The sequence below is a fragment of the Acinetobacter sp. 'aerobic (ED)' genome, assembly GCF_904886855.1.
In the GTDB taxonomy this organism is placed as follows: Bacteria; Pseudomonadota; Gammaproteobacteria; order Pseudomonadales; family Moraxellaceae; genus Acinetobacter; species Acinetobacter courvalinii.
On record NZ_CAJHGI010000006.1, the window covers coordinates 133,433 to 147,095 of the forward strand.

The window sequence follows — 13,663 nt, forward strand, 5'->3', positions numbered from 1 at the left end:
CCTCTCGGTTTTATTTTGCGCCTGCAGCCAATAATGCATTTTCAATCGTCTTGTAACCGCGTGACTGAGCGTGTGCCAATGGCGTTACGCCATCACGATCAGCCAGATTGACATTGGCACCTGCCTTAATTAGAAGGTCGACGATTTGCTGATATCGCGTGTCGCCATTACCCAGCATGATGGCTTCCAGTAATGCCGTCCAGCCCAAATGATTGACATGATCAACATTCACACCAGCCGCAATCAGGGTTTTTACCGTGTCTACATGTCCCCGTTCAGCCGCAGGAATCAAGGCTGTACCGCCATAACGATTGGTACTTTTCAGGTCTGCACCATGTTGCAAGGTCATGTTCAAGATCTCTAAATGCCCTCTTGCACCTGCATAGAGATAAGGACTGTCCTGAATATCGTCCTTGGCATTGACATCAGCCCCCGCCTTGATCAATGCCTGTGCCGCCTGAATATGGTTGGCGCGTGTCGCAATCATTAACGCGGTTGCATCTGATGAGTCACGCACATCGATGTCTGGACTTTTAGACAAGAGTTGCTCGATTCGGACCACATCATTGTGTGCTGCCGCCTGATGTAAGGCATTATTTTGCATCGTATCTCCTGAGCTGGCATTACCACAGGCGGATAATGTCATCACCAAAGCAGCCACGATTAAAGACTTGTTCATCGACTTCCTCCAAAGCAACAACAGAAATACAGCAAAGATCGGGACACCCCTGTTGGTTGCATGATTGCTATCCTTCCAGTCAACCCATTTATAAGTTGAGCATAGCGAGATTCCCTACTATTTAAAAATTAAATTATTGAATCAAATGTATTAAGATAATGAATATTCAGGTAATGTTTAAATCTTAAAAAATCCCCATCAATGAGTGACGGCCATGTTCGATCCACGTTTACTCCGTGCTTTTGTCACGATTATTGAAACAGGTAGTTTTACTCTCGCGGCCGAACGCTTGCACATGACGCAATCAACGGTTAGCCAGCAACTGGCAAGGCTGGAACAAGCTACAGGAAAGCAGCTGATTGATCGTCATGCCCGGCCAATGCAGTTGACCACCGCAGGTGAATACCTGATTAGTTATGCCCGACGCATTCTGGCACTGCAGCAAGAGGCTCAGAACGTGCTCGGTGATCCAACAGGCACCATCCCGATTCATATCGGCTTGCCGGAAGATATTATGAATACCGACATGGCGCTGGCCTTGAGTCGCTTTAGCAAACAGCATCGTAGTATTCGGCTAGATGTAACCGCTGGACTGAGTCGGGATCTGATGGAAGGCTATCGAAGTGGACAATTTGATCTGGTGATTGTGAAAGAAGCTATTGCCAGTGCGGATCGTCACGCGACTTTTCCAGAGCAAATGGCCTGGTTTGAAAGTATCGATCATAGTGGGAACTGGTCTGATCCCCTGCCACTGGTGACCTTTCCACAAGGCGGGCTGTATCGCGAAGATATGTTTGAGCAGATCGAACGTGAACGGCGTCACTGGTATATCGCCTTTACCAGCAATAGCCTCGCCAGCGTACTGGTGGGTGTTGAAACCGGACTGGGCGTATCACTGCTGCCTGTTGCAACCACTCAAGGTTATCGGGTACGTGAATATCTTGCATTAGGCAAGGCCAGCCCGATGAAGGTTTCACTCTATGCCTGGGATAAGGAGGGTCCAGTGGCTCAGTTGGTGGAGCAAATGACTGCGGTGCTGCAACATCGTTTTGATCAGAGCAAGACCGGATGAAGTATCTGAACTAACCGCTTCTATCCATCCACCTACCGTCTTTAAGTGCCAAGTCTTAGGCTAAATGTGCCAAAAATAATAGCCATGGCACAGGAAGTTAAATCCCTTCATTTACTGTCAAGACAGCCTCCACAACGCTGACTACTATCCAGAGCAATAGACAGCTTTGATGAGTAAGTCAGTATGGTCAAACAGACAGAGAAACGATATAGCCAGTATAGCCGTAATAATCTGATTTTTAATGTGATTGATTCAGGTCCAATCGATGGCAAACCGGTTATCCTATTACACGGTTTTCCCGAAACGGCACACAGCTGGCAAGCCACCAGCGCGCTACTGAATCAGCAAAATTTCCGTACCTTTGCCATTGAGCAGCGCGGCTACAGCCAAGCCGCTTCACCCAAAGGCCGTTTTCAGTATGCCATTGCCGAGTTGGCTGCCGATGTCAAAAGCTTTATTGATCTGCTGGGCCAACCGGTCTATGTGATTGGTCATGACTGGGGGTCCATTGTGGCCTGTGAGTTGGCCCGGCAACATCCCGAGCTGGTCAAGCATCTGACCTTGATCTCGGTGCCACATACCGGCGCATTTCTAAAGGCGATGCTCACTAGCACGCAAATCTTTAGCTCGTACTATATCGGCTTTTTCCAACTGCCCTTTATTCCTGAACTGTTATTTAAGAGAGCCAAGACACTCAGCCATTTCTTGCTGAAAAACTCAGGCATGAATGCAGCACAAATCCAGGATTTTCAGCAATATCTTATTCAAGAAAACCGGATCGGTACAGCGATTCACTGGTATCGCAGTATGCCATTGGCACCCATCCGTTCAACATTTCAAAAAGTAAAAGTACCCACCCTGTTTATCTGGGGGGATAAGGATATTGCCGTGGGCAGGAAAAGTGCCCAACTCAATAAAAAGTTTTTTACCGGCTCATATCAAGCGGTCTATCTGGATGCCACGCATTGGATCCCTTCGCAAAATGCCGAGCAATTGAGCCATCATTTTATCAATGCCGTGAATGGAGGAGAAGCTCATGCATCCTAAACAACGACTGGAAAATCATTATCTTGAACAGCGCCGTGTTCAATTTGATTTTAGTCTTACCCCTGAACACTGGATTTATGACAATCCATTTGCCACCCACTTAATCAATGCGGTTCACTTGATTTTACCGGTTGGCGAGTTATGGATGTGCCGGACCTTTAATCAGGCACTGCCTTATGTGACAGATGAGAAGCTTCGCGCCGATGTCAAAGGCTTTGTACATCAGGAAGCCCATCACGCGGCAGCTCATAAAGTGGCGCAAGATTATTTAAGACATTATGGCTATGAAATTGATGAGTTTATTGCTTCACTAGATACGATTGCCAAGCAACTGAATACTTCCCCTTTCGGCTTGGCGCTGTCCAAAAATCTGGAATATCGTTGGCTGACCATTCGCGTGGGCATCGCCGCTGCGGTTGAACACTTTACTACCATGTTAGGTACCTGGTGTCTGGATGATCAACCTTGGCAAAATAAAACTGCGGATGAGATGATGTCTGATCTGATGACCTGGCATCTGGCTGAAGAAGTTGAACATCGAAGTGTTGCTTTTGATTTATATATGCATTTATGTGGTGAGGAAAATAAAATCTTTGCCTACTTGCAACGCCAAATCATCATGACAGCGGTAGCACCAGGCTTTACTTTCGCCATCTATCAATGCTTCAAAAAATTGGCACAGCAGGATGCTCAAGCCAAAAGCTTTCATCGCTATGGTCTGCTGCGCTCATTAGCACAAACTGTCATTGAAAATGGCCGTAGCAAACAGGTGCCGAGCTTTTTCTCGATGATGTTGAGCCTAAGACATTGGCTAAAACCGAGCTATCATCCATTTTATGAGGGCGATACTTTTAAAGCCTTACAGGTTATCGATAACTCGCCTGCAGTCAAAGCCTTAACCCAGCAGTTGCGGGTGTGTTAAGCAGTTCGGTAGTACTTTCCCCCTTTTAGGCACGTTCCCGTGCCTTTTTTTTATTTCTTCTGTTTAGCGCATAAATAAAAAGCCTTATTTTAAACAAGGCTTTTCAAAACGGGTTTATTATCGGTAAAAGATATAACTATAATGATCAAACTGCTTTAAATCATTTGTCATATATTGAGTGGTCCAGGGATAATTCACCACATTAGTTTTATGCTCATCAAGATAATAACTGGCACATCCGCCCTGATTAAACACAGTGCCGGCAAGTTTATGCTGTAGCTTCTGGTTATACTGTTTATCGGCATGGCTATTCAACTCAAAACCTTTCAGCTTATTATCCAGAATAAATCGAATGGCTTTAACCGCATAATTGACCTGATTTTCAGCAGCACTAATCAGGGAATTATAACTGATACTATTGGGACCCAGCAGCATAAAGGCATTTGGCAAATCTTTAATTACACAACCTTTATAAGCTTGAACGGTCTGATCTTGCCAGACCTCATCCAGTATAACGCCATTTTTGGTCATGATCCGCTTGGCAATCGGTGGTTTTGCCACCTCAAATCCGGTACTCCACACAATAATATCCAGTGGAATTTCTTTGCCGTCCACAAGCACGCCGTTTTCTGTTACTTGGGTAAGACCTTGATCAAACAACTGTACATTGTTGGCCGCTAATGCCGGATAATAGGTATTGGAAAATAAAATCCGCTTACATCCCAGGGTAAACTTCGGTCGGACCTTTTCTCGTAATACCGGGTCCTGAATCTGGTAATGCATCCAGTTAATCAAACCTTTACCGACCAGATCCAAGGTCTTGGGTTGATTGACGCTGGCACTGAACATATCCATGGAGATACTGGTCACTTTACGTAGCGAATGCATGGTAAAAGGCAATTTTTGCTGAACATTCTTAGAGGCATCATGAAGCACCAGATTCGGTTTTGGAATCACCCACGGTGCGGTGCGCTGAAATACATACAGCTGATCAACAATCGGCTGGATTGCAGGAATAATCTGTATCGCAGATGCCCCTGTACCTACCACCGCAACGCGTTTATGGCTTAAATCGACCGAATGATCCCATTGTGCCGAATGAAAGACTTTACCGTTAAAGCGATCCAGCCCCTCGACTGCCGGGGTCGTAGGTTCACTTAAAGGCCCGGTAGCAAAAAACACAAATCTGGCGGTATAGTTGCCCTGACTGGTTTCGACCGACCAGACATGATCTTCAGTTGACCAGTGTGCCGTATACAGTTCGGTATTAAATAAAAGATGTTGATCCATATTAAAGCGCTTGCTGACATCTTTAATATATTGCTGGATCTCCTTCTGTTTTGCGAAAATATGACTCCAGTTGGGATTCGGTGCGAATGAGTAGGAATAAATTGATGAGGGAACATCACATTCACAACCGGGATAGGTATTTTCTCGCCAGACCCCACCGACCTCGCTTGATTTTTCAATCACAATAAAATTATTGATGTTTTGCTGTTGCAGCCTGATGCCTGCTGCAAGTCCAGAAAAACCGGCACCGATAATGATCACATCAAATTGATGTTTATTTACCACAGGCTTTTGCTTTAAATCTGGCATTTTCCACTCCAAAATATAAAAATCTTGTTACCTCAATCAGTTAATATATTCACTAAATTATTAACAGACCTAGCTATGGAAAATAATTCGGTTGCCTGATAAAGACTTGACCTTGAATGCCAAGTTAAAATAAGCAAAGTCAAATAAAGAAATGAGAAAAACATTATATTTTATTAAGTTTAAATTTATCCTATCATGTACTTTGAGTATTAAATTCTGTCCTATGATGATAAATATCTCGAGCACTATATCGGTTAAAATAATAGATTGATTTAATCATGATAATCAACTGACGGATCGAGACAGAGTTAAAATATTTAACTTTAAAATGAGCTGAGTAATTATGACTGAAATTCCAAGCATTCCCTCAGTTCTTCTGGAACTGATTGAAAAATATCTCCAGCAAAAAAATATATCGAATTTACAGCTCAGTGAATTGAGCAAGCAATATGCGCATCAACAGCGAATGCCGTTGTATAAATGGAGCAACCTGCTTGAAGAAATCTACCAGCAGCATCCTGTGCCAGTGATGGGATATTATATCGGTGAGTTGGTCGAACCGCATCATATCCATATCATGGGCTATCTGGCACTTTCAAGTCCTGATTTATATGGTTTTTTAAACAGCTTCAAGAACTTTCAACTGATCCTGCAAAACTCCGCTGCTTTCTCAATTACACATACAGCAGATCAGTTTTGCATGTGCTGGACTCCGGTCACAGAGAAGAATTCACAACTGACCAATGAGGTTCTCATCTCAGGTATACTTAATACCATCCGCAAAATCCTGCACCGTCCAGATATCAACGCTTCGAAAATCGAATTTTCTGCTGTTGCGCCAGCAGATACCACTGCATATCCGGAAGTTTATGGTTGTCCTGTGAGCTTTGATGCCGATGCATTAAGACTGTGGCTACCGATTGAAATTCTACAGTTGCCGATTCCGAGCAGCGATCCTCATCTCAAAAAGATTCTTGACCAGCAAGCCGAAGCCTTGCTCAAGAGTATTCCCAATCCGGATACGTTTTTAAAAGACTTGCAACTGCTCATCGTGCATATGCTAAAAGCAGGTGAACCTTCAGCAGAACATATTGCCAGACAGCTCAATCTGTCCTTAAGAAGTTTTTATCGCAAACTGAGTGGCTACCAATTACAGTACAGTGATCTGGTCAAAAGCATTCGTCTGGAACTGGCAAAAACCTATCTCAGCAGCTCAGAACTCTCGCTCACAGAAATTGCCTTTTTACTGGGTTATGCAGAACAAAGCGCGTTTAGCCGTGCCTTTAAACAGTGGGAAAATATGTCTCCGTCTGATTATCGAAAAAATCATCTTGCCTAGCCCACGCTTAAAAAGCAAAAGGAGTGAATCATCGACATGATCCACCCCTCTCAAGAATTTATAGATGAGGATTTAGAAACTAAAGCCTATATTTAAATTGATACGGTATAACCATTGGTCACTATAGGGTGAAACCGTTGAGGTATAACCTGTGGCATTGGACGCACCGCCGATAATATTGGAGTTTTTACCCCAGGTATAATCAGCCCAGACCATAAACGGCGAAGCAATAAACATCATCCCGGTGGTATTCATTTGTGAAGCCGACCAGTCATCACGTTTCTTGTCCATATAACTATAGTCATTATAGAAACGGATGGCCTTGAGTTTGCCCATATTTTGCACAGGCAAGGTATAAGCCAGATTTAAACTGGCCACCGTGGCTTCTGACGCAATGAAATAGGCAGGCGTAAAGCCGTTATTACCCATCAAAGTCACATCATTGCTGACTCCATCCGGATTTTTGGCATCATATTGATAATGAATTACCGAGCTTTGTAGATTAAAGCGCTTGTAATTATTGTCGCTATGCAGACCGACCGCATAATATTGGCCATTCTTATCGGTGCTCTTGTTATGCAATTGCGCAATCGCACCCGACACACCAAATTCCTGTTTACCGAATTCAGTTTCCAGTTTACGTACAATACGGGTATTAAACTGATGGCGCTTTTCATTTTGGTAGGCTTTTTGGGTTGGGAAAGCATTTTCAGCTAAATCATCATAAGTGGCACTTTCAGGCGAATAGCGCAGGCTGGTATCCAGCATCTGCGGATAATAGCCCAGCTTGATATCCCAGTCCTTGTTATTAAAATTCCAGTTCAATCCGGGTGCGATATTATTGCCATAGCCCAGGAAAAACGGAATATGGTAAGTCCAGCCATTTTGCGGATAAGGATAAATCGCAAAAGGTTTGTACACCAGACCGGCTTCAATACTGTTGTTCTGGTCAAGATTATAGCCGACATAGGCTTTCTCGACCGAACGCTTTTCCTGATCCTGAAACAGGTAACTGGCATTAAAATAAGCATCGTCAAACTTGCCTTTCAGGTCGACCCTGAAAATATCAAAATAAAGCTTCCCGAATCCGCCATTCGGTCCTTCCCAAGCTTCATAACGCTGATTCAGTCGCACCACCCCGCCGAGTTTAACTGAATCGGTTCCATCTTCACTTTTCCATTCTAGGGCTGAGCTTTGTGCAAACACCTGGGATGGTGTACCCAAATAACATGCAGCAAGCATCGCGACCATCACTGTCTTTTTCATCGGTTGTTCCTTCGCTTTCGTCCCAACGATCCTGTTGGTCTTGTTGTTGTTTTACCTATAAAACATAGTTTTTATTGCGTTATGGGCAAAAAATTTTGCCCATAACGCAGTCTTCACATCAGCACGGACTGCCAATGCTCAATGGGATTAGTACAGTTTTTTCTGTGGCGGACCTGCGAAGTTCAATGGTCCAATTGAATGCATATCCAGCTCAATCACGCTTGGTCCCTGAAAATCAACTGCTTGCTGAATCACGGTCTTGAATTCATCCGCACTGCCTACTTTCCAGCTCTTGACGCCCATGGCTTCACCTAAGACTTTATAGTCCGGGGTATGCAATTCATTGAAATACTGGCGACCACCAAAGTAGTTATTTTGAATACCGCGCATTACGCCATAACCGCCATCATTCATGATCATCAGCACCATATTGGTATTTTCTTGCGCCATGGTTGCGATTTCGCCGATGCCTAACATCAAACCGCCATCACCGACCAAGCCAATGACTTTTTTGTCAGGATTGGCAATCGAAGCACCAATCGCAGTGGCCAGACCTAGACCAATGGCACCTGCTAAAGAGTGAATATTCTGGTTTGGTGCCTGTACCGGGAATAAACGGCTGCCCCAGGTACTGCCTGACATGGTAATGTCACGTACAAAAATACCATCATGCGGTAATGCGGCGCGTAAGTGATCACAGATCAAGGCATATTGATCAAGCTGCTTGCGTAAAGCATCAATCGCAGCCTGTTTTGCCTGCACCACGGCTGCATCATAATCTGCGTCAACTTTTGAGATACCTTGCAAGCCGCTCAATACACGTTGCAATACATCTTTGGCATCACCACAAATAAAATTGCGAACTTTGTAATTACGCTGCTGTGCCACAGGATTGGCGTCAATCTGGATAATATTGTCAGGGAATTGCACTGAATAGGTTTTGGTTTCATTACTACGTAACCGAGAACCGACCACCACCAATAGATCAGCCTCTTTGAGCAACTGCTCTACGCCAGCCGAATTATGGAATGCGCCTAAACTACGCGGATGGTCATCAGCCAATACGCCACGCGCATGGGTCGATGACACCACCGGAATCCCAAGATCGGCAATCGCCTTGACTTCTGCAACACTGTTCAGCGTTCCACCACCAATCCAGAACACTGGGCGTTTGGCTTTTTTCAGTTCATCGACAATCAGGTCAACTTCCACCTGTTCAGCTTGTGGTAATTCCAGTGCTTTTACTGGCCCCAAGTTCAGCGGCAAATCGATTTCTGCTGCCTGTACATCAATCGGCAACTCGACACTGACTGGCCCCATCGGCACTGTCGTGGCGACACGAATCGCTTCACGAATCACACCCACTGCATTGTCAGGACTGGTGATACGGAAGGCCGCTTTGCTGGAAGCACGTAAGAAAGTCAGTTGATCTTTGGTTTCATGAATAAAGCTGGCATCACGATCCAGATATTCACGCTCTACCTGTCCGGTTAAATGCAACACTGGACTGCCTGCATTCATGGCTTCAATCAGTGAACCGACTGCATTACCTGCACCTGCACCGGTACTTGTGAGCGCTACACCGAGTCCTTTAAAACGTGAGTGACCATCGGCCATGGTGACCGCACCCGCTTCACCGCGTGCCGCCACAAAACGGATTTTTTCACGACGCCCCACTGCATCGGCAATCGGTAAGTTATGGATCGAGATTACCCCGTAAATACTGTCTACCTGATGTGCTTCTAAAACACGGGCGATGGCTTCGCCGACATTTACACGTTCTGTCATTTGTATATTCCTCAAAAACGGTTCATTCCATGAATGTATTAATTCGCCCAAGGATTTGGCTGCTCGCTTAATCCCATATAGATACTTTTTTGTTGCATATAAGACAAAATGCCCAATCGACCTTTTTCCCGACCAATGCCACTTTCTTTGAAGCCGCCAAATGGCGCAGAAATCGAGAATTTCTTATAGGTATTGATCCAGACCGTACCCACTTCTAAAGCACGGGCAATTTGCCATGCCTTACGATAATTTTCAGTCCAGATGCCTGCGGCAAGACCAAAACAACTGTCATTGGCTTGTGCAAGCAAATCTTGTTCATCGTCATATTTCATCACCACCAGCACAGGACCAAAAATCTCTTCCTGACAGGTTTGTGCTGAATTGCTTAAGCCCGTGATAATGGTTGGCAAGTAATAGCTACCTTTGGCAAACTCACCTTCGGTTAAGGCATGACCACCCACAAGGACTTGTCCACCTTCTTGTTTCGCAAGCTGTACATAGTCATCGACAGAAGCCAAATGCTTCGGGTTAATCAAAGACCCGAGATGTACGCCTGCTGTTTCAGGATGTCCAACACGTAAGCCTTTAGTGATCTCAACCAGACGATTGAGGAACTGATCATAGATGCTGCTGTGTACAAATAAACGTGAACCTGCAATACAAGCTTGTCCAGCCGAACTAAAGATGCCATAAGCCACGCCCTTGGCTGCCAGTTCAATATCTGCATCTGGCAATACAATCGTTGGAGACTTTCCACCCAATTCCAAAGAGGTGGTGATCAGTTTATCCGCTGCTAAATGTGCCAGATGACGACCCGTGGTGGTTCCACCAGTAAATGAAATTTTACGTACCAAAGGATGCTTTACGATTGCATCACCAATCACCGAACCACGTCCGACCAGTACACTGAGTAAACCTTTCGGTAGTCCTGCTTCTTCAAAGATTTTGGCGAGTTCCAATGCAATCAAAGAAGTCACTTCCGCAGGTTTTAGAATCACTGCATTACCGCCCGCAAGTGCAGGTGCCAATTTTTGTACTTCACTGGCAATTGGCGAGTTCCACGGGGTAATTGCAGCGACCACGCCCACAGGTTCATGCACACTCATGGTCATGAAATCTGCGGTACGTTGCGTGGTCAGCTCATCATTTAAGGTTTCACACGCTGCAGCTACATAACGTGCTGTTGCTGCCGCACTCATGGTCAAGGCACGAGTTTCAGCCAATGGCTTGCCATTATCACGAGTTTGCAACTTTGAAAGCTCATCCACACGCGCTTCAATAATGTCGGCCACTTTATATAAAATACGGGCACGTTCATGCGGCATGCTGTTGCGCCATTCCGCCTTACGCCAAGCCGCATCTGCCTTTTCGATGGCTTCATTGACATCGTCCAGACTCGCCGTTGATATTTCAGCATTCACCGATTGATCTGCTGGAAATAAACTTTGAATCGTAGCGCCTTTACCTAATCGCCATTCACCTGCGATATAAATTTCCTTTACCATGATCAAATCCTTTTAAATCTGAATTGCTTCAACGCTATTGCGGCAAGCGCGAATGACACTTAATGCAGCCAAGGTTGAGGTTTTGGGATTACTCGCCAATGGCACACCGACCAGTTCAATAGTCATTTCACCAAACACGCCTTCTGCCACAATGGTGTGTTTGTTTTTATTGATATTTGGATCAACCGTCAGTTCAACCAGGGTCTCATCCATACCCAGTCCAGCCAGTGCAATCGTGGCGGCCACATTGGCATTGGCTGGAAACTTCAAGGCAGCTTCTCTGGCTGTACCACGGAAAAAAACCGTTGCTTCGCTGACCTGATCAAGGTCGACCAGTTGTTCTGCATAACTGCCACGCCAGCTTTTCGGACTCTTACAACCCTTATAAGTGACCTTTTCCAGACCGCCTTCTTTAGCCGCAGAGATGCCATCAATCCCGGCAATTGCACCCGCTAATAAATGCAGATGTGCATCATGTTGTTCTGCCGTGTTTTTCAGTTGAATTAAAAATTCGTTATCTGCCAAAGTGCCCACGGAAATCAAGCCAATGGTCCAGCCTTTTTCCAGCACTTTTTGCGCATGTTCTTTCACCGCTGCCTGACCAGCCACTTCAATCACATAGTCTGGTGTACCCAGACATTGATCAATTGAAGAAATGACCTGTACATCAGCCGCAACCTGCGCCCGTACTTTTTCGATACTACGTGCAGGGACCACAATCCATTTAAGTTGCAAGTCTTGAGGCATATGCGCATACACTTCTGCTGCCATGGCGCCAAAACCGATCATCATCAACTGTTTCATGGGAACACCTTATAAATGTTTATTAAATCCACCAGAGACATCCAGTGCCGAACCTGTGGTATAGGATGCTAAAGGTGATGCAAGGAACACCAAGGCACGTGCCGGTTCTTCCGGCTTGCCTAGACGTTGCATGGGAATACCACGATTTTTGGCAATGTTGCCGGTCCATTGTTCCCATGTTGCATTTGGGTCTGAACGGCTTTCAAAACGGCGTTTCCACTGGGCTGATTCCACCATGCCCAACAGGATTGAGTTGACCCGAATGCCATACTGGGTAAATTCATGCGCCAGTGAATGGGTCAGATTCAACAATGCTGCACGTGCAGATGAAGTCGCAATCATGTGCGGTTCAGGTTGCAGTGCCAGCAAAGAATTGACATTGGTAATCGATCCACAAGCCGACTGTTTTAAATCATCCAAAAATGCACGTACTGGATGTAATACACTGAAATACTTCAATTCAATCTCTTTCATCCAGTCTTCATCCTGAGTATCTTCAAAATTAGATACACGGCCCTGACCTGCGTTATTGATCAGCATGTCGACATTGCCCAGATGCTGATTGACCTGTTGGGCAAAGCGTTTCACATCTTGTTTATCCAAGACATTGCATGCGCTGGTGAAGATATTGGCATGCGGATATTTTTCTAAAATATAGTGTTTTGAGGCTGCCAAACGCTGCTCATCTCGACCGCACCACGCCACCTTGGCACCTTCTGCAACTAAAATTTCGACTGCAGCCAAACCAATGCCTGACGAGCCACCTGTGACAACTGCTACTTTTCCTTCAACTTGGAAGCTCATATCCATATCTCTCGTTTAAGTCTTAATGTGCCGATAAAACAATGTCGTTAAACTGTTCAGGTTGATCGACATAACTCAGATGACCTGCATCTGTAATGAGATGACATCGGCTCAAATGCATTTCTACAGCCAGTTCCTTGATCGCTTGCGCAGGTGTAATTCCATCCTTGTCACCCGCAATGACCACACAAGGAACTGTCAGTTCTGTTAAATAATTTCGAATTTCGTCATACGCCAGCAAATAAGATGCTCGGGTAAAACCGTCTAAGGTCAGTTGCCCCATCACTTCACTGACCAATGCCAGTGCCTGAGGGTCCTGTTTATAAATCAAATGCGGTCCACGACTGGCTGCCATGCCTGCATTGCCCAAGTTTTTCAACATATTTGGTCGTTTTTGATAGACCTGTGCTTTGGTGTCTTCATCGGAACGTTGATAGCCTTGTGCCGCATTGGCAAGCACTAAAGTCTGTACCCGTTCAGGATAAAGATGGGCAAATGCACTGGCCTGTAAAGCACCTAATGAATGTCCAATTACAACGGCTTTGGGAATGTTCAGCGCATCCATCAACGCCAATACACGTTCTGCATAATCACTTGCATCCGGTTGATCTGTGCTTAAGCCATCGGATAAGCCATAACCCGGTGCATCCCAGGCAATGACATGAAAATGCTGACTGAGTGTCTCTAGCTGGTTAATCCAGGATGCTGAACCCGAGCTAATCCCGTGTAGCAAAATCAGCGGCTGGCCTTGACCTGCTTCGCGATAAGCCTGCACAGTGCCATTGACGACAACGGTTTTAACGGGATAGTGAGTTAAGCGCTCAGTCAGGGTCATCAT

12 protein-coding genes are annotated in these 13,663 nt (G+C 45.3%); 4 read left to right on the forward strand and 8 right to left on the reverse strand.

Annotated elements, in window-relative coordinates; genetic code table 11:
* Positions 1-10: 10 nt before the first annotated feature.
* On the reverse strand, positions 11-679 hold the full coding sequence (locus tag JO943_RS13420; protein ID WP_202741048.1) for an ankyrin repeat domain-containing protein: 669 nt from the start codon (positions 677-679) through the stop codon (positions 11-13).
* A 214-nt stretch (positions 680-893) separates the two neighbouring features.
* On the opposite strand from JO943_RS13420, the gene JO943_RS13425 reads away from it, so the two are divergent.
* From JO943_RS13425 to JO943_RS13435, 3 genes are all read left to right on the forward strand, one after another.
* A complete protein-coding gene (locus tag JO943_RS13425; RefSeq protein WP_202741049.1) occupies positions 894-1,751 on the forward strand; it encodes a LysR family transcriptional regulator in 858 nt (285 codons plus the stop codon).
* Positions 1,752-1,934: 183 nt separating this feature from the next.
* Complete coding sequence (locus tag JO943_RS13430; protein WP_202741050.1) at positions 1,935-2,798, forward strand: alpha/beta fold hydrolase; 864 nt, start codon at positions 1,935-1,937, stop codon at positions 2,796-2,798.
* Complete coding sequence (locus JO943_RS13435) at positions 2,788-3,720, forward strand: metal-dependent hydrolase (RefSeq protein WP_202741051.1); 933 nt, start codon at positions 2,788-2,790, stop codon at positions 3,718-3,720. Before JO943_RS13430 ends, JO943_RS13435 begins: the two co-directional genes overlap by 11 nt.
* A gap of 117 nt (positions 3,721-3,837) precedes the next feature.
* On the opposite strand, the gene JO943_RS13440 is transcribed toward JO943_RS13435, so the two are convergent.
* The gene (locus JO943_RS13440) at positions 3,838-5,319 is read right to left on the reverse strand and encodes a flavin-containing monooxygenase (RefSeq protein ID WP_202741052.1); all 1,482 of its coding nucleotides are present in this window, start codon (positions 5,317-5,319) and stop codon (positions 3,838-3,840) included.
* Positions 5,320-5,662: 343 nt separating this feature from the next.
* On the opposite strand from JO943_RS13440, the gene JO943_RS13445 reads away from it, so the two are divergent.
* Positions 5,663-6,658 carry an AraC family transcriptional regulator gene (locus tag JO943_RS13445; protein ID WP_202741053.1) on the forward strand — a complete coding sequence of 332 codons (996 nt, stop codon included), beginning with the start codon at positions 5,663-5,665 and terminating at the stop codon, positions 6,656-6,658.
* A 72-nt stretch (positions 6,659-6,730) separates the two neighbouring features.
* Here JO943_RS13445 and JO943_RS13450 read toward each other — a convergent pair whose 3' ends face one another.
* The 6 genes from JO943_RS13450 to JO943_RS13475 form a co-directional block, all read right to left on the reverse strand.
* Complete coding sequence (locus tag JO943_RS13450) at positions 6,731-7,924, reverse strand: hypothetical protein (protein WP_009515942.1); 1,194 nt, start codon at positions 7,922-7,924, stop codon at positions 6,731-6,733.
* Positions 7,925-8,071: 147 nt separating this feature from the next.
* Positions 8,072-9,712 carry a thiamine pyrophosphate-binding protein gene (locus JO943_RS13455; RefSeq protein ID WP_202741054.1) on the reverse strand — a complete coding sequence of 547 codons (1,641 nt, stop codon included), beginning with the start codon at positions 9,710-9,712 and terminating at the stop codon, positions 8,072-8,074.
* 38 nt (positions 9,713-9,750) lie between these two features.
* Positions 9,751-11,217: an aldehyde dehydrogenase gene (locus JO943_RS13460; protein WP_202741055.1), complete on the reverse strand. Its 1,467-nt coding sequence runs from the start codon at positions 11,215-11,217 to the stop codon at positions 9,751-9,753.
* A 12-nt stretch (positions 11,218-11,229) separates the two neighbouring features.
* Positions 11,230-12,021, reverse strand: a complete 792-nt coding sequence (locus tag JO943_RS13465; protein ID WP_202741056.1) for an aspartate dehydrogenase — start codon at positions 12,019-12,021, stop codon at positions 11,230-11,232.
* A 9-nt stretch (positions 12,022-12,030) separates the two neighbouring features.
* Positions 12,031-12,825 carry an SDR family oxidoreductase gene (locus tag JO943_RS13470; protein WP_202741057.1) on the reverse strand — a complete coding sequence of 265 codons (795 nt, stop codon included), beginning with the start codon at positions 12,823-12,825 and terminating at the stop codon, positions 12,031-12,033.
* A 22-nt stretch (positions 12,826-12,847) separates the two neighbouring features.
* Complete coding sequence (locus tag JO943_RS13475) at positions 12,848-13,663, reverse strand: alpha/beta fold hydrolase (protein ID WP_199973666.1); 816 nt, start codon at positions 13,661-13,663, stop codon at positions 12,848-12,850.

Bases quoted from the DNA above. Each gene is read 5' to 3' on its own strand.
- JO943_RS13420 (WP_202741048.1), bottom strand. From the start codon at position 679: ATGAACAAGTCTTTAATCGTGGCTGCTTTGGTGATGACATTATCCGCC.
- JO943_RS13425 (WP_202741049.1), top strand. From the start codon at position 894: ATGTTCGATCCACGTTTACTCCGTGCTTTTGTCACGATTATTGAAACA.
- JO943_RS13430 (WP_202741050.1), top strand. From the start codon at position 1,935: ATGGTCAAACAGACAGAGAAACGATATAGCCAGTATAGCCGTAATAAT.
- JO943_RS13435 (WP_202741051.1), top strand. From the start codon at position 2,788: ATGCATCCTAAACAACGACTGGAAAATCATTATCTTGAACAGCGCCGT.
- JO943_RS13440 (WP_202741052.1), bottom strand. From the start codon at position 5,319: ATGCCAGATTTAAAGCAAAAGCCTGTGGTAAATAAACATCAATTTGAT.
- JO943_RS13445 (WP_202741053.1), top strand. From the start codon at position 5,663: ATGACTGAAATTCCAAGCATTCCCTCAGTTCTTCTGGAACTGATTGAA.
- JO943_RS13450 (WP_009515942.1), bottom strand. From the start codon at position 7,924: ATGAAAAAGACAGTGATGGTCGCGATGCTTGCTGCATGTTATTTGGGT.
- JO943_RS13455 (WP_202741054.1), bottom strand. From the start codon at position 9,712: ATGACAGAACGTGTAAATGTCGGCGAAGCCATCGCCCGTGTTTTAGAA.
- JO943_RS13460 (WP_202741055.1), bottom strand. From the start codon at position 11,217: ATGGTAAAGGAAATTTATATCGCAGGTGAATGGCGATTAGGTAAAGGC.
- JO943_RS13465 (WP_202741056.1), bottom strand. From the start codon at position 12,021: ATGAAACAGTTGATGATGATCGGTTTTGGCGCCATGGCAGCAGAAGTG.
- JO943_RS13470 (WP_202741057.1), bottom strand. From the start codon at position 12,825: ATGAGCTTCCAAGTTGAAGGAAAAGTAGCAGTTGTCACAGGTGGCTCG.
- JO943_RS13475 (WP_199973666.1), bottom strand. From the start codon at position 13,663: ATGATGACCCTGACTGAGCGCTTAACTCACTATCCCGTTAAAACCGTT.